Genomic DNA, 20,964 nt, shown 5'->3' on the forward strand with positions numbered 1-20,964 from the left:
TGCTCGGCCACGCGGCCAGCGCGGAGGGCCAGCAGGAGCTGGTCGAGCTGGGCTACGCCCCGCTCCCCGACGAGGTCCGCACCAAGGTCGAGGCCGCGGTCAAGAGCCTCTCCTGACGCCAAAGGGGTGCCGCGCCCTCGCCTGGTGATCCGGGGAACGGGTCAGACGTTGAAGCCGAGTGAGCGGAGCTGGTCCCGCCCCTCATCGGTGATCTTGTCGGGGCCCCACGGCGGCAGCCAGACCCAGTTGATCCGGATGTCGTTCACCAGACCGCCACCGGGGCCGGTGGTCAACGCCTGCCGGGTCTGGTCCTCGATCACGTCGGTCAGCGGACACGCCGCCGAGGTCAGCGTCATGTCCAGCGTGGCGACGTTCTCGTCGTCCACGTGCACGCCGTACACCAGACCCAGGTCGACCACGTTGATGCCCAGCTCGGGGTCGACGACGTCCTTCATCGCCTCCTCGATGTCGCCGACGGCGGCCTTGCCACCGTTGGCCGGCGTCACCGGGCTGTCGGTCGCCACCGCACCGGTCTCCGGCGTCGTGGTGGTCTCGTCCTCGCTCATGCCGCCCCCTCGCTCCGCCCGGCACCGGCCTGGGACGCCGCCGCGCTGTATTGATGATTCGTCTTCGCCTCGGGGCCCACGCGCACCCCGGCGCGTGCCGCGGCGTCCTTGAACGCCATCCACGACAGCAGCGCGCACTTGACCCGGGCCGGGTAGCGCGCGACACCCGCGAACGCCACCCCGTCCCCGAGCACGTCCTCGTCCGGCGTGACCTGGCCCCGTCCGGACATCAACTCGACGAACGCCTCGTGCACCACCGCGGCGTCGGCCGCGGCCCGGCCGCGCAGCAGTTCGTGCAGGATGCTCGCCGACGCCTGGCTGATCGAGCAGCCCATCCCGTCGTAGGAGATGTCGGTGAACACCGTGCCGTCGGTCGCCACCCGTACCGTGATCTCGTCCCCGCAGGTCGGGTTCACGTGGTGCGCCTCGCCGACCCGGGCTGCCGGGTCCGCCGCGTCCCGCAGGCCACGGCCGTGCGGGTGCTTGTAATGGTCCAGGATGATCTCCTGGTAGAGAGAGTCGAGTTGCATCACGCGAACACCTTCCGCACCTGCTCCAGACCCGCCACCAGGGCGTCGATCTCCGCCGTGGTGGTGTAGAGGTAGAACGACGCCCGCGTCATGGCCGGCACCCCGAAGCGGGTGCACACCGGCTTGGCGCAGTGATGGCCCACCCGCACCTGCACGCCGAGCGAGTCGAGCACCTGCCCGACGTCGTGCGGATGCACGTCACCGAGCGCGAACGAGATCGTCCCGCCCCGGCCGACCGGCACCGACGGGCCGAAGATCCGCAGCCCGGGCACGGTGGCGAGGGCGTCCAGCGCGTACGCCGTCAGCTCCTTCTCGTGCCACTGGATCGCCCGCATCCCGACGCCGGTGAGGTAGTCCACCGCCGCGCCGAGCGCGACCGCCTCGGCGATCGGCGGCGTGCCCGCCTCGAACCGGGCCGGCGGCGCGGCGAACGTGGTGCGCGCCATCGTCACCGTCTCGATCATCGAGCCGCCGCCCAGCACCGGGGGCATCGCGGCGAGCAGCTCGCCCCGGCCCCAGAGCACACCGATGCCGGTCGGGCCGCACATCTTGTGGCCGGTGAAGACGATGAAGTCCGCGTCCAGGTCGACCACGTCGATCGGCTGGTGCGGCACCGACTGGGAGCAGTCGAGCAGCAGCAACGCGCCGACCTGGCGGACCCGCTCGGTGATCCGACCGGTGGCGTTGACGGTGCCGAGGATGTTCGACGTGTGCACCAGCGAGACGATCTTCGTGCGCTCGGTGACCAGGTCGTCCAGGCCCGACTCGTCCAACCGGCCGCCGTCGGTCACCGGGAACCAGCGCAGCGTCGCGCCGGTGCGCTCGGCGAGGAGCTGCCACGGCACGATGTTCGAGTGGTGCTCCATCTCGGAGATCACGATCTCGTCGCCGGGGCCGAGCCGGAACCGGGGGTCGGCGTCCGCGCGCAGCGACGCGTTGGAGAACGCGTACGCCACGATGTTGATCGCCTCGGTGGAGTTCTTGGTGAACACCACCTCGTCGACGCCGGGCGCGTGGACGAACGCGGCGATCTTCGCCCGCGCGTCCTCGTACGCCTCGGTCGCCTCGGTGCCCAACGTGTGCACCGAGCGCGACACGTTGGCGTTGTGCCTCGCGTAGTGCTCGGTGAGCACGTCGAGCACCTGACGCGGCTTGTGCGAGGTGTTGGCGCTGTCCAGGTAGACCAGCGGGTGGCCGTTGACCTCCCGGTCCAGGATCGGGAAGTCGGCCCGCACCGCCGCGGTGTCGAAGCGCGGCACGTCGTCGTACTGCGGCATGCCCGCCGGAATCGCGATCGAGGAGGTCATGTCGAGACTCAGGCCCGCGCCGCGCCGGCTCCGGCGACGTACCGCTCGTAACCCTCTTCCTCCAGCTTGTCGGCCAGCTCCCGACCACCCTGCTCGACGATCCGGCCGGCGACGAAGACGTGCACGAAGTCCGGCTTGATGTAGCGCAGGATCCGGGTGTAGTGGGTGATCAGCAGCATCCCGGTGTCGCCGGTGTCGCGGACCCGGTTGACGCCCTCGCTGACCACGCGCAGCGCGTCCACGTCGAGGCCGGAGTCGGTCTCGTCGAGGATGGCGATCTTCGGCTTGAGCAGTTCGAGCTGCACGATCTCGTGCCGCTTCTTCTCCCCGCCGGAGAAGCCCTCGTTGACGTTGCGCTGGGCGAACGCCGGGTCCATCTGGAGCTTCTCCATGGCGCCGCGCAGCTCGCCGGCCCAGGTGCGCAGCTTCGGCGCCTCGCCGTCGATGGCGGTCTTGGCGGTACGCAGGAAGTTGGCCACCGACACGCCGGGGACCTCGACCGGGTACTGCATGGCCAGGAAGAGGCCGGCGCGGGCCCGCTCGTCGACGGTCATGGCGAGCACGTCCTCGCCGTCGAGCGTCACCTCACCGCCGGTGATCTCGTACTTCGGGTGGCCGGCGATCGAGTAGGCCAGCGTCGACTTGCCGGAGCCGTTCGGGCCCATGATCGCGTGCGTCTCACCGGAGCGCACGGTCAGGTCGACCCCGTGCAGGATCGGCTTGAGCTCACCCTCGGGCAGCTTGACCGACACCTTCAGGTCGCGGATCTCCAGGGTGCTCATTATCGCGTCACTCCATTGCTCGGCGTCATGCTGACGTAGATCCCGCCGTCGCGGACCTCGACGGGGTAGACGGGTACGGGTTCGGTCGCGGGCAGCCCGGTGGGCTCACCGGTACGCAGGTCGAAACGGGATCCGTGCAGCCAGCATTCCAGCGTGCAACCGGACACCTCGCCCTCGGAGAGCGCCACGGCGGCGTGCGAGCACTCGTCGCGTACGGCGTAGAACGCGTCGTCCTCGCCGTGCACGACCGCGATCTGCACACCGTCCACGTCGGCGCTGATCACCGCGCCCTTCGGCACGTCCTCGGTGGAACAGATCCTGATCATCAGGAGCCGGCCTTCGTGAGGCGGGCCTCGATCGCGTCGCCGAGCCGCTCGCGCAGGTCCTCGACCGGGATCTTGTTGATCAGCTCGGCGAAGAAGCCGCGCACCACCAGGCGCCGCGCCTCGGACTCCGGGATGCCGCGGGCCATCAGGTAGAACAGCTGCTCGTCGTCGAACCGGCCGGTCGCGCTGGCGTGCCCGGCGCCGGCGATCTCGCCGGTCTCGATCTCCAGGTTGGGCACCGAGTCGGCCCGGGCGCCGTCGCTGAGCAGCAGGTTCCGGTTGATCTCGTACGTGTCGGTGCCGGTCGCCTCGGCCCGGATCAGCACGTCACCGACCCAGACGGTGTGCGCGTCGTCGCCCTGGAGCGCGCCCCGGTAGCCGACGTTGCTGCGGCAGTCCGGCACGGTGTGGTCGACCAGCTGCCGGTGCTCCAGGTGCTGGCCGGAGTCGGCGAAGTAGAGGCCGTACAGCTCGGCCTCGCCGCCGCGCTGGGTGTACTCCACGGTGGTGTGCTGGCGGACCAGGTCACCGCCGAGGCTCACCTGCACGTGCACGATCTGGGCGTCCCGGCCCAGCCGGACCTTCAGGTGCTGCGCCTGGACCGCGTCGTCGGCCCACTCGGCGAGCGTGACGAGCGTCAGTTTCGCCCCGTCCGCCACCGTCACCTCGACGTTGTCGGCGAGCGTGGCGGAGCCGACGTGCTCCAGCACCACCGTCACCTCGGCGAAGCGACCCACCTCGACGAACGTGTGCCCGAACGCGAGCGCCCCGGCGTCCTCCCCGACCACCCGCAGGCGCACCGGCGCGTCCACCACGGCGTCCCGGGCGACGGTCACCAGCAGGGCGTCCTCGGCCGCGCCGTAGGCCAGCGCGCTGACCCGGTCGAACGGCGTGAGCACGCTGCCCACCCGCGGGTCGTCCCGGCCGATCCGGTCGACGGTGACGCCCTCGGGCAGGTCGCCGTGCTCGTGCCGGACCGTGCCGCGCGCCGCCCCGGAGCCGTCACCCGCCAGGCCGCGGAGGCGCTTGAGCGGGGTGAAGCGCCACTCCTCCTCCAGGCCGGTCAGGGCCGGGAAGTCGGCGACGTCGTACGAGCGGAGCGCCTGCGACTTGGTCGTGGGCGGTGCGGAAGCCTGGGTAGTCATCTCTTCCTTGGTCTGTTCAGCGACGGCGGTGTCAGTGGAACCGGAGACGGGCCGGGCACGAGGCCCGGCCCGACGCGGGCGGCGTCAGCCGACCGCGCCCTCCATCTGCAGCTCGATCAGGCGGTTCAGCTCCAGCGCGTACTCCATCGGAAGCTCCTTGGCGATCGGCTCGATGAAACCGCGCACGATCATCGCCATCGCCTCGTCCTCGCTCAGACCACGGCTCATCAGGTAGAAGAGCTGGTCGTCGCTGACCTTGGAGACGGTCGCCTCGTGCCCCATCGACACGTCGTCCTCGCGGATGTCGACGTACGGGTAGGTGTCGGAGCGGGAGATGGTGTCGACGAGCAACGCGTCGCACTTGACCGTGCTGCGGCTGCTGTGCGAGCCCTCCAGCACCTGCACGAGGCCGCGGTAGGAGGTGCGGCCACCGCCCCGGGCGATCGACTTCGACACGATGGTCGAGGAGGTGTGCGGCGCGGCGTGCACCATCTTGGCGCCGGCGTCCTGGTGCTGGCCCTCACCGGCCATGGCCACCGAGAGCACCTCACCCTTGGCGTGCTCGCCGGTCATGTAGACCGCCGGGTACTTCATGGTGACCTTGGAGCCGATGTTGCCGTCGACCCACTCCATGGTCGCGCCCTCGTGGCACACCGCGCGCTTGGTGACCAGGTTGTAGACGTTGTTCGACCAGTTCTGGATGGTGGTGTAGCGGCACCGCGCGTTCTTCTTGACCACGATCTCCACGACCGCGCTGTGCAGCGAGTCGGAGGAGTAGAGCGGCGCGGTGCAGCCCTCGACGTAGTGCACGTACGCGCCCTCGTCGACGATGATCAGCGTCCGCTCGAACTGGCCCATGTTCTCCGTGTTGATCCGGAAGTAGGCCTGCAACGGGATCTCCACGTGCACGCCCTTCGGCACGTAGATGAACGAGCCACCGGACCAGACGGAGGTGTTCAACGCGGCGAACTTGTTGTCGCCGACCGGGATCACCGTGCCGAAGTACTCCTTGAAGACGTCCTCGTGCTCGCGCAGCGCGGTGTCGGTGTCGAGGAAGACGACGCCCTGCTCCTCGAGGTCCTCACGGATCTTGTGGTAGACGACCTCGGACTCGTACTGCGCCGCGACGCCGGCGACCAGCCGCTGCTTCTCCGCCTCCGGGATGCCCAGCCGGTCGTAGGTGTTCTTGATGTCCTCCGGCAGGTCCTCCCAGCTGGTGGCCTGCTTCTCGGTGGACCGGACGAAGTACTTGATGTTGTCGAAGTCGATCCCGGTGAGGTCCGCGCCCCAGGCCGGCATCGGCTTGCGGCCGAACAGCCGCAGGCCCTTCAGCCGCAGGTCGAGCATCCAGGCCGGCTCGTTCTTCTTGGCCGAGATGTCCCGCACCACCGCCTCGTTCAGACCACGCTGGGCGGCGGCCCCGGCGACGTCGGGGTCGGCCCACCCGTACTCGTAACGACCGAGGGCGGCGAGCTGCTCCTCCTGGGTCAGGGGCTGGACGATCTGCTCGGTCATCTATCTGTCCTCACAGTGGAGACGGTGGAACCGGACTGGGCGGGAATGTGCGTGGTGCACACGCCGTCGCCGTGCGCGATGGTGGCCAGGCGCTGCACGTGGGTGCCGACCAGGCGGGAGATCACCGCGGTCTCGGCCTCGCACAGCTGGGGGAACTCGGCGGCCACGTGCGCCACCGGGCAGTGGTGCTGGCAGAGCTGCCCGCCGGAGGCGATCGTGGACGCGTTGGCAGCGTAACCCTCGGCGGTCAACGCCCCGGCGAGCGCCTCGGCCCGCGCGAGCGGGGCGTCACCGGCGTCCTCCATGGCGGCCCGGCAGCGGTTCTCCAGCGCGGCGACCTGGTCGGCCGCGAACTCCGCGACCGCCTCGGCGCCACCGGTGCGGGCGATCCACCGCAGCGCGGCGGTGGCCATGTTGTCGTAGTGGTGGGTGCCGCAACGCACCCGGGCCGCCTCGGTCAGCGCGAAGACCTTGGCCGGCCGGCCCCGCCCCCGACTGCCGCGCACGGCCTGCTCCCGGGCGACCACGTCCCCGTCGGCGAGCATCGCGTCGAGGTGGCGGCGGATCGCGGCCGGGCTGAGGCCGAGCGCCGAACCGAGCTGCGCGGCGGTGGTCGCGCCCCGCTCCAGCAGGAGCTGGGTGACCCGGTCCCGGGTCGACAGGTCGGCAGCGGCCGGCGTGCCGACGACCGTACCGGTCACCGACCCCTCGGACAGCGCTGCCACGTATTTCACAACAGCCACGTTACGTAATTCGGCCGGGGCCCGCAAACCCGGGGTCCGGTGATCCCGAACACCGCAGTGGCGGAGTCGCCCGATCGTGGTCCACTACGGTGCGTAGGATTCGCCGGGTGAAGCGTTCCGTCCGGTTCCCGGTCTCCCCCACGCTGCTGCGTCGGCTCGCGTACACCTCGATCATCGCGAACGTGGCGATCGTGGTCACCGGCGGGGCGGTCCGGCTCACCGCGTCCGGCCTCGGCTGTCCCACCTGGCCCCGGTGCACCGACGAGTCCTACACCACGACGTCCGAGATGGGCGTACACGGGGTGATCGAGTTCGGCAACCGGCTGTTGACGTTCGCGGTGGGGATCATCGCGCTCGCCGTGGTGCTGGCCGTGCTGGCCCAGCGCCCGCGCCGCCGAGGGCTGCTGCCGCTGGCCGTGGGCGTGCTGTTCGGCATCCCGGCCCAGGCGGTGCTCGGCGGGATCACCGTGCTCACCAACCTCAACCCGTGGGTGGTCGGGCTGCACTTCCTCGCCTCGATGGTGGTGATCGCCGCCGCGTACGCGCTCTGGCGGCGCACCGTGGAGCCGGACGGGCCGGTGACGCCGACCGTGCCGGCGCCGCTGCGTACCCTCGCCCGGATCACCGTCGTGGTGAGCGCGGCCGTGCTGGTGGTCGGCACCTGGGTGACCGGCAGCGGGCCGCACGCCGGCGACCACGGCGCGGCCCGCAACGGGCTCCACCCGGAGGCGATCTCGCAGGTGCACGCGGACGGTGTCTTCCTGCTGATCGGCCTCTCGGTGGCGCTGCTGTTCGCGTTCCGGGCGGTGGGCGCGGCGCGGGCCGCGCGGGCCGCCGGGGTGTTGCTCGCGGTCGAGCTGGGCCAGGGCCTGATCGGCTTCGTCCAGTACTTCACCCACCTGCCGGCGGTCCTGGTCGCCGCGCACATGCTCGGCTCCTGCCTGGTGCTGCTGGCCACGCTGGGCGTGCTCTGGGCCACCCGGGAACGGCTCCCGGCCGCCCCGGGGACACCGGCGACGCCCGCCGCCGAGCCGGTCGGCGCCGCCGCCTGAGGCCGGACCGGGCGTTACCGCCCGGCGGGAGCGGGAATGCGGTCCGGACGACGGACCGTACGCCCGAGGGGAGCCGCCGGTGTCACGCAGGGGCCTCGCCACGTCCACGCCGCAGCGGCTGACGCCGGTGGCCGGCGCGCCGCTGTGGTGCGACGCCCGCGAGCACGGCCTCACCGGGGACGGGGTCACCAACGACCAGCCGGCCCTCGCCGCGCTCGTGGACCGCCTCGGCGCCGGCTACGACGCCGACGGCCGCGCCCGGGTCATCCACTGCCCGCCCGGTCTCTACTCGATCCGGGACGCCGGCACGGTGTGGCGCAGCGGGGTGTCCCTGATCGGCGCCGGCCCGGCGGCGACCCGGTTCCTGCTCAGCAACGAGGGCAACCGCGCCGACCCGGTGCCGCTCGCCTACTGGACGACAGTGCAGCACGGCGCGGACCGGGACCGGCACATTGCCGACTGCACGTTCGCCGACTTCGAGATCGACGGCTCGGGCGTGGGCCTGGCCGAGTACGACTACCTGGCCAAGGGTCTGGGCCTGCAGTACGTGGTGCGGGGCGTGTTCCGCAACCTCTACATCCACCACACCGGCGCCACCGGTCTCGGCTGCGACTTCCTCCAGGACAGCCTGATCGACGGTGTGGTCGTGGTGGGCTGCGGCCGGCTGGACAACGGCCAGCAGATGGGCGGCGCCGGGATCGGCGTCGGCATCGGCGGCTGGGGCGCCGTGGAGCGCCTCACCATCGCCAACTGCACCACGGTCGGCAACGGCACCAACGGGATCTTCCTGGAACTCCAGAAGGACTACTGGGACCCGCCGCGCGGCATCCGCATCATCGGCTGCCACAGCCAGGCCAACCGGTTCGGCATCTCGGACTGGGGCGCGGACGGGCTGATCGTCTCCGGCTGCACCATGACCAACAACCTGGAGGCCGGCTTCGACGTCTCGGCGAACGGCACCGCCGGGGTCGCCGGGCGCGGCGGCCTGCTCACCGGCAACGTGATCGACTGCAACGTCGGCGACGGCATCAGCATGGGCAACACCCCCGGCCCGTACGCGGTGCAGGGCAACCGGATCAGCAACAACGGCGGGTACGGCTACCACGAGCACGACCTCGGCCACGGTTACCGGGGCGCGGCGGCGGACGTGGTGATCCAGGACAACGACATCCGGGAGAACGCGCTGGACGGGATCCGGATCGACCGGCCGATGCTGGACGCGTCGATCGTCGGCAACCGCATCCGGGACAACGGGCAGCGGTCCGCGCCCGCCCACCGGGGCTCGGGCGACGCGGTGCGCTACGGCCCGCGCGAGGTCACCGACGCCCACGCGGACTGGCCGCCCGGCGGGCACCGCGGGAAGGTCGTCCGGGTCGGCACCCGGGACGCCGTGGTCGCGGACAACACCGCCGACCGGCTCTCCCTGGCCGAGGTGCGCCCGGACGGCGCCACCGGCTGGAACGAGGCCGTCCCGGCGCCGGGCTCCGCGTACGAGCTGCCCGCCGGGCCGCCGGCCTGCGCCGGGATCACCGTCGCCGCCCCGTTCGACTCGGCCACCGTGCGCGACAACCGGATCTGGCACCGGGACGCCGACACCCAGGCGTACGGGCTGTGGATCACCGAAGCGGGCAGTTGCGTGTCGTGCGCGGTCGAGGACAACGACCTGGCCGGCACGGTGGCCGCGGTACGGCTGGACACCCCGCCGATCGGCGGGCGCTGGGACCGCAACCACACCGACCGCGACTGACGTTCCCGCTCACTCAGCCGGTGGCGGTGGCGCGGTCAGCGGCGCGGCTCAGGTGGGACATGACCGCGTCGGCGAGCCGGTCGGGCGCGCCCTCGGCGTAACCGACGAACAGGCTCGGCTCGGTCAGCTCCAACTCGACCAGCACGGGCACGCCGTCCGGGCCGGGGATCAGGTCGACCCGGGCGTAGAGCAGCCGGTCGGCGCCACCCGGGACGGCGGTCAGCACCTGCTCCGCGACGGCCCGCTGCGCCGGCGTCGCGGTGCGGGCGTCGATCTGCTCCTCCTTGTAGAGCGCGGTCTCGCCCCGGTCCGGGCCGGTCAGCATCGGGCCCTTGCGGATCGCGTGACTGAACGCCAGGCCGTCGGGGCCGGCCAGGAAGAGCAGCGCGGTCTCCCCGGCGGTGTCCACCGCGTCGAGGTACGGCTGGACCATGGTGACCCGCCCGGCGGCACCGAGCCGCCGCACGTGCGCCGACGCCAGCTCGCGGTGCTCCGGGTCGGCCAGGTCGTACCGGCCGGTGCCCTGACTGCCGGCGCTGACCGCCGGCTTGAGCACGAACTCGCCGTCGCCGGGCATCGGCCAGCTCTCCCCCGGCCCGATCCAGGTGGTCGGGACGGTGGGCACCCCGGCGGCGGAGAGCTCGGCCAGGTAACGCTTGTCGGTGTTCCAGGCGACCACGTCGGCCGGGTTGAGCAGGGTCGGCACGCCGCGTGCCCAGGCGACGAACTCGTCGCGGCGCGGCGCGTAGTCCCAGGGCGAGCGGAGCAGCACCAGATCGTAGGCGGCCCAGTCCACGGCCGGGTCGTCCCAGACCACGCCGTCGACGGTGACGCCGCGTGCGGCGAGTGGGCCGAGCGCGAGCCGGTCGTCCGGGTCGAGATCGGGCAGGGCGGCGCAGGTGACGAAAGCGACCCGGGGTCTCCCCCGGGTCGGCTGGTGGTGGTCGGTCATGCGGTTATGTATGTCAACGGGCCATCGTGCGTCGGGCCATCGACCGCCAGAGGTCGTTGCTCGGACGCATCTGGTCCATCAGCTCACGCTCCCAGGCGTTCTCGACATCGACCCCGGCCTCGGCGCAGGCCTGCCGCGCGACGTCCGTGCCGTCGGCGAACTGGTCGGCCCACACGCCGTCGGCACCCACGAGGACGATCCGTGCGCCGCGCTTGCCGACGTACTCGATGACCGCCTTCGCGCCGCCGTGTCCGGCGGCGAACGACTTGATGCCCGCGACCAGGCCCTTGGAGGCCTGCTCGGTGGTCTGCTCAGTCGTCAGCGTCGTATCGGAACCATCTGCCATGACGCGAAGCCTATGCAGACATCCACCCGGATGTGCGAGAACCATGAACTGAATGTGATGCCAATTACCCGCTGGTTTAAGGAGAACCACAGGTAATTTGCCCTGATTAATCCGTCATGTGCGGACGAATCTCCCGCACGAGATCGTCACACTCTGTCCGGGTTGTCCCGCCATGAAAGAACGGAAGAAAATTTCTGATGAACCGTCTCACGTGCGGAAATCCCGCACGGGGCGAGAACCACTCAGATCAGCGCGTCGAGGGCGACAGCGGCGAAGAGGATGGTGAGGTACGTGGTCGACCAGTGGAACAGCCGCATCGGCTTGACCGCCTCGCCGCGCGCTGCCCGCCGGCACAGCTTGTGCGCCTCGACCACGAAGATCCCGCCGACCACCAACGCGGTCACGCCGTAGATCGGGCTCATCCCCAGCGGCCAGACCGCCAGCGACGACAGCAGCGTCAGCCAGGAGAACGCGATGATCTCCAGGTTGACCCGCCGGACCGACGCCACCACCGGCAGCATCGGGATGCCGGCCCGCGCATAGTCGTCCTTGTACTTGATGGCCAGCGCGTAGAAGTGCGGCATCTGCCAGAAGAAGACCACCGCGAACAGGCCCCACGCGGCCGGCGAGAGCGAACCGGTGACCGCGGCCCAGCCGATCAGCACCGGCGCGGCCCCGCAGACGCCGCCCCAGAACGTGTTGGCGGCCGTGGTGCGCTTCAGCCACAGCGTGTAGACCAGGTCGTAGTAGGCGATCGCGGCGAGCGTCAGGCCGGCCGCCAGCCAGTTGGTGGTCGCCGCCATCAGCGCCACCGACACCACCGCCAGCACCAGCCCGAAGACCAGCGCGTTGCGTGGCGACACGGTGTGCGCGGGCAGCGGCCGACGCTTGGTGCGCCGCATCAACTGGTCGATGTCGCGGTCGATGTAGCAGTTGAGGACGCTGGCCGCGCCGGCGGCGAGCGAGCCGCCGATCAGCACCACGGCCACCAGCCACAGCGACGGCATGCCGCCGTCCGCGAGCATCATCGCCGGCACGGTGGTCACCAGCAGCAACTCGACGATCCGCGGCTTGGTCAGCGCCACGTACGCGGCCACCACGCCGCGCACGTCCCGCCGGCCGGTCGCCGACGCCTCCGTCACCGAGCCCACCGGCGACTTCCCGGCAGGGTTGCTGACGGGGCGCTCGGTGATCATGCTCACGGATTGCCACCTTCCGGCTTCGGCAGGGGAGATCGATCGGCCCGGACCCGAGCCCGGGTCCACACACCGCCCCACACACTACGCGTCGTCGTTTTGGCTGCCCCGCAGACCCGGCAACGGTGCGGGCCGTCACACCCCGGGTTGAACGACCGGGCCGGCCGCGTCCGTAGAGAAGACCATGCCGAGATCCCCGGGCGGACGTTTAGCGCCGCTCGATAGGGTCATCAGTGAGGGTTCCGCCCATCTGCCGAGGAGCACAACCATCGTGGCTGCGAAACGACCCGAGCTTCCCGCTCTCAACTGGTCCGACCTCGACCGCAGGGCCGTCGACACGGTCCGCGTGCTGGCCATGGACGCCGTGGAGAAATCCGGCAACGGCCACCCGGGCACGGCGATGAGCCTCGCCCCGGCGGCGTACCTGCTCTTCAACCGCGTCATGCGGCACAACCCGGCCGACCCGAACTGGCCCGGTCGGGACCGGTTCGTGCTGTCCGCCGGGCACTCCAGCCTGACGCTCTACATCCAGCTCTTCCTCTCCGGCTACCCGCTGGCCCTGGACGACCTCAAGGCGCTGCGCCAGTGGGGCTCGCTCACCCCGGGCCACCCGGAGCACGGCCACACCCCGGGTGTGGAGACCACCACCGGTCCGCTGGGCCAGGGCCTCGGCAACGCGGTGGGCTTCGCCATGGCCGCGCGCCGCGAGCGGGGCCTGTTCGACCCCGAGCCGGACCGCGCCGACTCGCCGTTCCGGCACGACATCTGGTGCATCGCCTCCGACGGCGACATCGAGGAGGGCATCACCCACGAGGTGAGCGCGCTCGCCGGCCACCAGCAGCTGGGCAACCTCTGCGTGATCTACGACGACAACGAGATCTCGATCGAGGACGACACCCGGATCGCCAAGAGCGAGGACGTGGCGGCCCGCTACGAGGCGTACGGCTGGCACGTGCAGACCGTCGACTGGCGCACCGGCGACGCCGACCAGGGCGACTACCACGAGGACGTGGAGGCGCTCTACCAGGCGCTGCTGGCCGCCAAGGCGGAGACCGGCAAGCCCTCGTTCATCGCGCTGCGCACCATCATCGGCTGGCCCGCGCCGAACAAGCAGAACACCGGCAAGATCCACGGTTCGGCGCTCGGCGCGGACGAGGTCAAGGCCACCAAGGAGATCCTCGGCTTCGACCCGCAGCGGACCTTCCAGGTCGACGAGGAGGTGCTCAAGCACGCCCGCCAGGTGCTGGAGCGCGGCGCCGAGGCGCAGGCCGAGTGGGACACCCGGTTCGACGCGTGGGCGCAGGCGAACCCGGAGCGCAAGGCGCTCTGGGACCGGATGGCCACCCGTACGCTGCCGACCGGCTGGACCGACGCGCTGCCCACCTTCCCGGCGGACGCCAAGGGCGTCGCCACCCGGGCCGCCTCCGGCAAGGTCCTGGAGGCGCTCGCCCCGGTGCTGCCGGAGCTGTGGGGCGGCTCGGCCGACCTGGCCGAGAGCAACAACACCACCATGAAGGGCGAGCCGTCGTTCGTCCCGGCCGGGCACGCGACCAAGGACTTCCCGGGCGACGAGTACGGCCGCACGCTGCACTTCGGCATCCGTGAGCACGGCATGGGCGCGATCCTCAACGGCATCGCGCTGCACGGCGGCACCCGCCCCTACGGCGGCACGTTCCTGGTCTTCAGCGACTACATGCGCCCGTCGGTGCGGCTCGCCGCGCTGATGAAGCTGCCGGTGACCTACGTCTGGACGCACGACTCGATCGGCCTCGGCGAGGACGGCCCGACGCACCAGCCGATCGAGCACCTGTCCGCGCTGCGGGCCATCCCCGGCCTGGACGTGGTCCGCCCGGCCGACGCCAACGAGACCGCGTGGGCGTGGCGGCAGGCGCTGGAGCACACCGACCGGCCGACCGCGCTGGCGCTGAGCCGGCAGGCGCTGCCGACGATCGACCGCACCGAGTTCGGCCCTGCCGACGGCACCGCCAAGGGCGGCTACGTGCTGGCCGAGGCGTCAGACGGCAAGCCGCAGGTGATCCTCGTCGGCACCGGCTCCGAGGTGCAGCTCTGCCTCACCGCCCGGGAGCGGCTGGAGGCCGACGGCACCCCCACCCGGGTGGTGTCCATGCCGTGCCAGGAATGGTTCTTCGCGCAGGACGAGGCGTACCGGGAGTCGGTGCTGCCGCGCGGGGTAAAGGCACGGGTGAGCGTGGAGGCGGGCATCGCGATGTCCTGGCGGGCGATCGTCGGGGACAGCGGCGAGTGCGTGAGCATCGAGCACTACGGCGCCAGCGCGCCCTACACCGTGCTCTTCGAGCAGTTCGGGTTCACCCCCGACCGGATCGTGGCCGCCGCGCACGCGGCGCTCACCCGGGTGGGCGACATCACCGGTTTCACGACCGGCAACTGAGGGGAGCGTGGACGGCATGACGGACAGGCTGAGCGAGCTCCAGAACGCCGGGGTGGCGATCTGGCTCGACGATCTTTCCCGGGTACGACTGAGCTCCGGCGGGCTGGACAAGCTGCGCCGGGAGAGCCACGTGGCCGGCGTGACCACCAACCCGACCATCTTCGCCAAGGCGCTGAGCGACGCCGACGAGTACGACTGGCAACTGCGTGACCTCGCCACCCGCGACGTGGACGTCGAGGAGGCGGTCCGCATGCTCACCACGTACGACGTGCGGTGGGCCTGCGACGTGATGCGCCCGTCGTACGACGCGAGCGCCGGCGTGGACGGCCGGGTCTCGATCGAGGTGGACCCGCGCTCGGCGCACGACGCGGACAAGACCGCGGCCGAGGCCAAGGCGCTGTGGTGGCTGGTCGACCGGCCGAACCTCTTCATCAAGATCCCGGCGACCGAGGAGGGCCTGCCGGCGATCACGAAGACGCTGGCGGAGGGGATCAGCGTGAACGTCACGCTGATCTTCGGGCTGGACCGCTACTCGCAGGTCATGGACGCCTTCCTGGCCGGCCTGGAGCAGGCGCAGGCCAACGGGCACGACCTGTCGAAGATCGGCTCGGTCGCCTCGTTCTTCGTCTCCCGGGTCGACAGCGAGGTCGACAAGCGGCTGGAGAAGATCGGCTCCGACCAGGCCAAGTCGTTGCGCGGCAAGGCCGCGGTGGCCAACGCACGGCTGGCGTACGAGCGGTACGGCAAGGTGTTCTCCTCCGCGCGTTGGCAGAAGCTGGCCGACGCGGGCGCCCACCCGCAGCGCCCGCTGTGGGCCTCCACCTCGACGAAGAACCCGGACTACCGGGACGTCATCTACGTCGAGGAGCTGATCGCCCCCGGCACTGTCAACACCATGCCGGAGCCGGTCGTGCACGCCTACGCCGACCACGGCGAGACCCAGGCGGACACGATCACCGGCGCGTACGACGACGCGCGGCAGGTCTTCGCCGACCTGGAGTCCGTCGGCGTGGACCTGGCCGACGTGATCGCCACGCTGGAGAAGGAGGGCGTGGAGAAGTTCGAGGCGAGCTGGCTGGAGCTGCTGGAGGGCGTCAAGAAGTCCCTCGCCGAGGCGGCCAAGGGCGCCGGCAGCCCGCACCGGGCCGCCGAGGGCAACGCGCAGAACGCCCAGCAGGCCGGCGGTAACGCGTGACCGACGGCGTCCGACGCGTCCCGGGGCACTGCCCCGGGACGCGTCCCGCCGTACCGTGGAACGGGTGAGGTGATCCCGTGAGCGCGAGGAGTGAGCCAGGTTTGCGAGCCCCGCAGTCGCGAACCAAGGTGGCCCGGTGAGCGACCTGCTGGCCGGGGCGGCGGAGGCCGCCGCCGGCCTGGCCGTGCACGGCGCGGACGCGGTGGACCCGTCCGCCCGCGCCGCGCTGGTCGCCCGCGACGTCCCCGCGCGGCTGGCCGCCCAGGACCCGACCCTCTGGGGGGCCGGGGCCGAGGCGGCGGCCCGCACCCGGCTGGGCTGGCTGGACACCCACTGCCGCAGCCGGGAGCTGCTCCCCCAGCTCGCCGAGCTGACCGCCGAGCTGGGCGACCTGGACCACGTGGTGCTCGCCGGTCCCGCCGGCGTCACGTCGGCCGCCGGAGTGATCGCCGACTGCCTGGGCCGACCGCTGACCGTGCTCGACACGGCCGATCCGGGGCCGGTCCGGGCGGCGCTGGGCGACCGGCCGGCGCGTACCGTGCTGGTGCTCGCCGGCCGTGACCTGGACCGGACCACCGACGCCCACCTGCGGGCGTTCCGGCGGTCCTGGCACGACGCCGGGCCGGAGGCGGCCCGGCACCTGGTGGTGGTCACCCCGCCCGGGTCGGCGCTGGAGGCGCTCGCCGACGAGCTGGGCGCGGTGCTGATCCCGGCCGACCCGCACGTGGACGGGCCCTGGTCCGCGCTCACCGCGTTCGGCCTGGTCCCGGCCGCGCTCGCCGGCGCGCCGGTGACCGAGTTGCTGGACGAGGCGGCGGCGCTGGCCGGCGCGCTCGACCGGGAGCGGGACAATCCCGGTCTCGCGCTCGGCGCGGCGCTGGCCGGAGCGGCGGAGCACGGTCGGGCCACCGTCGCGCTGGTGCCCGACGGCACCGGCCTCGACGGGTTGCGCCACTGGGTCGGCGCGCTGCTCGCCGCCGCGACCGGCGGGCGGTTGCTGCCGGTCCCGGCGAAGTCCCCGGACGCGCCCGGTGTCGGGGGCCCGGACGTGCTGACGATCGGCCTGGGCGGCGCGCTCGGCGTGGGCGTGGGGCCCGGGGTGACCGCCGACGTGGCGGTCCACGGGCCGCTCGGCGCCCAGTTCCTCACCTGGGAGTACGCTGCCGCGACCGCCGCGGTGGCGCTGCGGGTCGACCCGTTCGCGGAGTCGGTGGGCGTCGACGACGACGGGCCCGCGCCGGCGGACGGACCGCCGTCATCGGTCGACGGCGCGGTCGAGGTGTACGCCCCGGCCGGCGCCCCCGCCGACCTGACCGGCGCGCTGCGCTGGCTGACCGACGGGCTGGCCCCTGACGAGCACCTCGCGGTGACCGCGTACCTCGACCGGCGGATCGACGCGGCGGTGGCCGGGCTGCGCCCGCTGCTGGCCCGCGTCACCGGGCGGCCGGTGACGTTCGGGTGGGGCCCCCGCCATCCGGGCCATCCCGACGGGCGCGCCCGGCACCTCCAGATCACCGGTGCGGTCACCGACGATCTGGAGGTGCCGGGACGCCCGTACACCTTCGCGGAACTCCAGGCGGCCCAGGCCGCCGGCGACCGGCGGGCCCTGACCGGCCGGGAGCGACCGCTGCTGCGACTACACCTGACCGAGCGGGCGGCCGGCGTCGCCCAGCTGCTGGATACGGCCGGACGGACACGTACGTGACGATCAATGACCTGGAATCAGTGGACCGAGATGCAGGAGGAGGTGTCCCGGTGAACCCGCTGCGCGACCCCCAGGACCGGCGGCTGCCGCGGATCCCCGAGCCGTGCGCCCTGGTGATCTTCGGGGTCACCGGGGACCTGGCCCGCAAGAAGCTGTTACCGGCGGTCTACGACCTGGCCAACCGGGGGCTCCTGCCGCCCGGTTTCGTGGTGCTGGGCTTCGCCCGGCGCGACTGGGGCGACGGCGACTTCGAGTCGCTGGCCCACGACGCGGCCAAGAAGCACGCCCGCACGCCGTGGCGCGAGGAGGTCTGGGCCCGGCTGGTCGGCAACATCAAGTTCGTCGGCGGCTCGTTCGACGACGACGCCGCGTTCGACCACCTCGCCACCACGCTGGACGAGCTGCGCGACACGCACGGCATCCACGGCAACGCCGCGTTCTACTTCTCCATCCCGCCGGCCGCCTTCCCGGTGGTGCTCAAGCAGCTCGCCCGCACCGGCATGGCCGACAACGAGAAGTCCGGCGGCTGGCGGCGGGTGGTGGTGGAGAAGCCGTTCGGCAACGACCTGCCCTCGGCCAAGGCGCTCAACGACCTGGTCGACGACGTCTTCACCCGGCAGGACGTCTTCCGGATCGACCACTACCTGGGCAAGGAGACGGTCCAGAACATCCTGGCGCTGCGGTTCGCCAACAATCTGTTCGAGCCGCTGTGGAACTCCAAGTACGTCGACTCGGTGCAGATCACCATGGCCGAGGACGTCGGTATCGGCACCCGGGCCGCGTTCTACGACTCGGTCGGCACCGCCCGCGACGTGCTCCAGAACCACCTGCTCCAACTGCTCGCCCTGGTCGCCATGGAGGAACCGACCAGCTTCGACGCCGACGAGATCCGGGCCGAGAAGCTGAAGGTGCTCAAGGCCATCGCCGTGCCCCGGGACGTCGCCCGGGACACCGTGCGCGGGCAGTACCTGCCCGGCTGGGTGGGCGGCGAGCGCGCCAAGGGCTACCTGGAGGAGGAGGACGTCCCGGAGGACTCCACCACCGAGACGTACGTGGCGGTGAAGCTGGCCATCCAGAACCGGCGCTGGGCCGGCGTGCCGTTCTACATCCGCGCCGGCAAGCGGCTGCCCCGGCGGGTCACCGAGGTGGCCATCATGTTCAAGAAGGCGCCGCACCTGCCGTTCAACCCGGCCGACATGGAGTCCCTCGGCGCCAACCAGCTCGTCATCCGGGTGCAGCCGGACGAGGGCGTGGTGCTGAAGTTCGGCTCCAAGGTCCCGGGCACCACCATGGAGGTCCGCGACATCGCGATGGACTTCCAGTACGGCGAGGCGTTCACCGAGTCCAGCCCCGAGGCGTACGAGCGGCTGGTGCTGGACGTGCTCATCGGCGACCGGACGCTGTTCCCGGACGCCGCCGAGGTGGAGCAGAGCTGGCAGGTGGTGGACCCGCTGGAGCACGCCTGGGAGGGCACCACGCCGGAGCCGTACCGGGCCGGCGAGTGGGGTCCCCGGGCCGCCGACGAGATGCTGGCCCACGAGGGCCGGGCTTGGCGGAGAGCGTGAGCGAGCAGAGCGAGCGAACCAGGAGGCTCCGATGATCGGGCTGTGGGACACCACCGGCAACGAGGTGGTCAAGGCGCTGGCCGCCGAGCGGCGCAGCGCGGGCGGGGTGGCCAGCGGCATGGCGCTCACGCTCATCGTCGTGGTGGACGAGAAGCGGGTCCGGGAGGCCGAGGCGGCGGCCACCATCGCCGCCGCCGCGCACCCCTGCCGGCTGCTCGTGGTGGTCCGCTCGGACATCGAGCGGGACCGCAACCGGCTGGACGCGGAGATCGTGGTGGGCGGCCGGCTCGGCCCCTGCGAGGCGGTGGTGACCCGGATGTACGGCCGGCTCGCGCTGCACGCCGAGTCCGTGGTGATGCCGCTGCTGGTGCCGGACGTGCCGGTGGTGACCTGGTGGCACGGCGAGCCGCCGGACGAGATCGCCACCGACTTCCTCGGCGTGGTGGCCGACCGGCGGATCACCGACTCGGCGCAGGCCGCCGACCCGATCGCCGCGCTGCGGCAGCGGGCCTGCGACTACGCGCCGGGCGACACCGACCTGGCGTGGACCCGGATCACCCCGTGGCGCACGCTTGTCGCCGGCGCGTTCGACACCACCCAGGCCCGGGTCACCGAGGCGACGGTGGTGGCGCCGCGCACCGACCCGACCGCGGCGCTGATGCGGGGCTGGCTGACCGCGCGCCTCGGCATCGAGCCGGCCTGGGAGCACACCGACGAGTTCCCGCGCATGCGTGAGGTGCAGCTGCGCTGCGCCAACGGCGACGAGCTGACGCTCACCCGGGACGACAGCGTGGCCCGGTTCCGGCGTACCGGGCAGGAGGACCGGACGCTGCCGCTGGTCCGTCGGCCGCTCGGCGACGAGCTGGCCGAGGAGTTGCGCCGGCTCGACGCCGACCAGGTGTACGCCGAGGCGCTCGGCGCGACGGCCGGGCTGACCGGGCTGGACCAGCGGGCGGCCCAGCGGGTGCACGTGTGGAAGGATCCGGCGACCGCCAAGCGGGCCGAGGCGGGCGTGACCGCGCACGCGGGCGCGACCGCCAACGAGTGACCGCCCGGACCGGGCGACCGGACACACAGAGACACGAGGGCACGACGGATGACTGAGGCGAGTGTCGCCGTACACGCCGACCCCGACCTGCTGGCGCAGGCGGTGGCGGCCCGGCTGGTGGTGAAGCTGCTCGACGCGCAGGCCGAGCGCGGTCAGGCGTCGGTGGTGCTGACCGGCGGGCGGATCGCCGCGGCGGTGTACCGCGCGGTCGGCCAGCTCCCCGCGCGGGACGCCGTGGACTGGTCGCGGGTCGACGTCTGGTGGGGTGACGAGCGGTTCCTGCCGGCCGGCGACCCGGAACGCAACGAGACCCAGGCCCGGGCGGCGCTGCTGGACGCGGTGCCGCTGGACCCGGCCCGGGTGCACCCGATGCCGGCGTCGGACGGTCCGGCCGGCGACGACCCGGAGGCGGCCGCCGCCGGGTACGCGCGTGAGCTGGCCGCCGCCGCCCGGCCGGGGCACGCCACGCTCCCCCACTTCGACGTGCTGATGCTCGGCGTCGGTGAGGACGGGCATGTGGCGTCCGTGTTCCCGGAGCACCCGGTGCACCACGACAGCCGCCCGGTCAGCGCGGTACGCGGCAGCCCGAAGCCGCCGCCGGTGCGGACCACGCTGACGCTGCCGACGATCAACACGGCCGAGGAGGTGTGGCTGATCGCCGCAGGCACGGACAAGGCGAGGGCGGTGGGCATGGCGCTGGCCGGGGCCGGGTCGGTGCAACTGCCGGCAGCCGGTGTGCACGGCGTCTCCCGCACCCTCTGGCTGCTGGACCGCGCCGCCGCGGCCGACGTCCCACCCCGCGCCCGCAGCCTCCGCTGAGGTGCAAGGAGGGGC

The 20,964-nt window shown here is 72.2% G+C and carries 18 protein-coding genes and 1 pseudogene; 8 read left to right on the forward strand and 11 right to left on the reverse strand.

Going from position 1 to position 20,964, the window contains the following annotated elements; translation table 11 throughout:
• Positions 1-161: 161 nt before the first annotated feature.
• From C8054_RS29745 to C8054_RS29780, 8 genes and pseudogenes are all read right to left on the reverse strand, one after another.
• Entirely contained in the window at positions 162-566 is a 405-nt protein-coding gene (locus C8054_RS29745; RefSeq protein WP_107162479.1) for a metal-sulfur cluster assembly factor, read from the reverse strand.
• An 83-nt stretch (positions 567-649) separates the two neighbouring features.
• Positions 650-1,096, reverse strand: a pseudogene (gene sufU / locus C8054_RS29750) (Fe-S cluster assembly sulfur transfer protein SufU); the annotation flags it as partial.
• Complete coding sequence (locus tag C8054_RS29755; RefSeq protein ID WP_107162480.1) at positions 1,096-2,403, reverse strand: cysteine desulfurase; 1,308 nt, start codon at positions 2,401-2,403, stop codon at positions 1,096-1,098. The gene C8054_RS29755 and the pseudogene sufU, both read right to left, overlap by 1 nt.
• Positions 2,404-2,411: 8 nt before the next feature.
• Entirely contained in the window at positions 2,412-3,185 is a 774-nt protein-coding gene (gene sufC, locus C8054_RS29760; protein WP_107162481.1) for a Fe-S cluster assembly ATPase SufC, read from the reverse strand.
• The gene (locus C8054_RS29765; RefSeq protein ID WP_107162482.1) at positions 3,185-3,511 is read right to left on the reverse strand and encodes a non-heme iron oxygenase ferredoxin subunit; all 327 of its coding nucleotides are present in this window, start codon (positions 3,509-3,511) and stop codon (positions 3,185-3,187) included. Before C8054_RS29765 ends, sufC begins: the two co-directional genes overlap by 1 nt.
• Positions 3,511-4,656, reverse strand: a complete 1,146-nt coding sequence (sufD, locus tag C8054_RS29770) for a Fe-S cluster assembly protein SufD (protein WP_107162483.1) — start codon at positions 4,654-4,656, stop codon at positions 3,511-3,513. Before sufD ends, C8054_RS29765 begins: the two co-directional genes overlap by 1 nt.
• Before the next feature lie 84 nt (positions 4,657-4,740).
• Positions 4,741-6,171, reverse strand: a complete 1,431-nt coding sequence (gene sufB / locus C8054_RS29775) for a Fe-S cluster assembly protein SufB (RefSeq protein ID WP_107162484.1) — start codon at positions 6,169-6,171, stop codon at positions 4,741-4,743.
• Entirely contained in the window at positions 6,168-6,896 is a 729-nt protein-coding gene (locus C8054_RS29780) for a metalloregulator ArsR/SmtB family transcription factor (protein WP_107162485.1), read from the reverse strand. Before C8054_RS29780 ends, sufB begins: the two co-directional genes overlap by 4 nt.
• Positions 6,897-7,003: 107 nt before the next feature.
• Here C8054_RS29780 and C8054_RS29785 point away from each other — a divergent pair, with 107 nt between their 5' ends.
• Both C8054_RS29785 and C8054_RS29790 read left to right on the forward strand, forming a co-directional pair.
• The gene (locus tag C8054_RS29785) at positions 7,004-7,966 is read left to right on the forward strand and encodes a heme A synthase (protein ID WP_199199980.1); all 963 of its coding nucleotides are present in this window, start codon (positions 7,004-7,006) and stop codon (positions 7,964-7,966) included.
• A 79-nt stretch (positions 7,967-8,045) separates the two neighbouring features.
• The gene (locus C8054_RS29790; protein ID WP_107162487.1) at positions 8,046-9,713 is read left to right on the forward strand and encodes a right-handed parallel beta-helix repeat-containing protein; all 1,668 of its coding nucleotides are present in this window, start codon (positions 8,046-8,048) and stop codon (positions 9,711-9,713) included.
• A gap of 13 nt (positions 9,714-9,726) precedes the next feature.
• On the opposite strand, the gene C8054_RS29795 is transcribed toward C8054_RS29790, so the two are convergent.
• From C8054_RS29795 to C8054_RS29805, 3 genes are all read right to left on the reverse strand, one after another.
• Complete coding sequence (locus C8054_RS29795; RefSeq protein WP_107162488.1) at positions 9,727-10,665, reverse strand: RimK family alpha-L-glutamate ligase; 939 nt, start codon at positions 10,663-10,665, stop codon at positions 9,727-9,729.
• Between the two features lie 13 nt (positions 10,666-10,678).
• Positions 10,679-11,011, reverse strand: a complete 333-nt coding sequence (locus C8054_RS29800; protein WP_107162489.1) for a hypothetical protein — start codon at positions 11,009-11,011, stop codon at positions 10,679-10,681.
• Between the two features lie 242 nt (positions 11,012-11,253).
• Positions 11,254-12,213 (reverse strand): heme o synthase, encoded by a 960-nt coding sequence (locus C8054_RS29805; RefSeq protein ID WP_107162490.1) that lies wholly within the window; start codon positions 12,211-12,213, stop codon positions 11,254-11,256.
• A 265-nt stretch (positions 12,214-12,478) separates the two neighbouring features.
• Here C8054_RS29805 and tkt point away from each other — a divergent pair, with 265 nt between their 5' ends.
• The 6 genes from tkt to pgl all read left to right on the forward strand — a co-directional run bounded on the left by tkt (position 12,479) and on the right by pgl (position 20,949).
• A complete protein-coding gene (gene tkt / locus C8054_RS29810) occupies positions 12,479-14,617 on the forward strand; it encodes a transketolase (RefSeq protein WP_107162491.1) in 2,139 nt (712 codons plus the stop codon).
• Positions 14,618-14,633: 16 nt separating this feature from the next.
• On the forward strand, positions 14,634-15,812 hold the full coding sequence (tal, locus tag C8054_RS29815) for a transaldolase (RefSeq protein WP_107162506.1): 1,179 nt from the start codon (positions 14,634-14,636) through the stop codon (positions 15,810-15,812).
• A gap of 136 nt (positions 15,813-15,948) precedes the next feature.
• Complete coding sequence (locus C8054_RS29820; RefSeq protein WP_107162492.1) at positions 15,949-17,517, forward strand: glucose-6-phosphate isomerase; 1,569 nt, start codon at positions 15,949-15,951, stop codon at positions 17,515-17,517.
• Between the two features lie 50 nt (positions 17,518-17,567).
• Positions 17,568-19,082, forward strand: coding sequence for a glucose-6-phosphate dehydrogenase (zwf, locus tag C8054_RS29825; RefSeq protein ID WP_107162493.1), 1,515 nt, complete (start codon positions 17,568-17,570; stop codon positions 19,080-19,082).
• Between the two features lie 31 nt (positions 19,083-19,113).
• On the forward strand, positions 19,114-20,130 hold the full coding sequence (locus C8054_RS29830; protein WP_107162494.1) for a glucose-6-phosphate dehydrogenase assembly protein OpcA: 1,017 nt from the start codon (positions 19,114-19,116) through the stop codon (positions 20,128-20,130).
• Between the two features lie 48 nt (positions 20,131-20,178).
• On the forward strand, positions 20,179-20,949 hold the full coding sequence (pgl, locus tag C8054_RS29835; RefSeq protein ID WP_107162495.1) for a 6-phosphogluconolactonase: 771 nt from the start codon (positions 20,179-20,181) through the stop codon (positions 20,947-20,949).
• Positions 20,950-20,964 lie beyond the last annotated feature (15 nt).

This window comes from Micromonospora sp. RP3T (assembly GCF_003027925.1).
Classification (GTDB): domain Bacteria; phylum Actinomycetota; class Actinomycetes; order Mycobacteriales; family Micromonosporaceae; genus Micromonospora.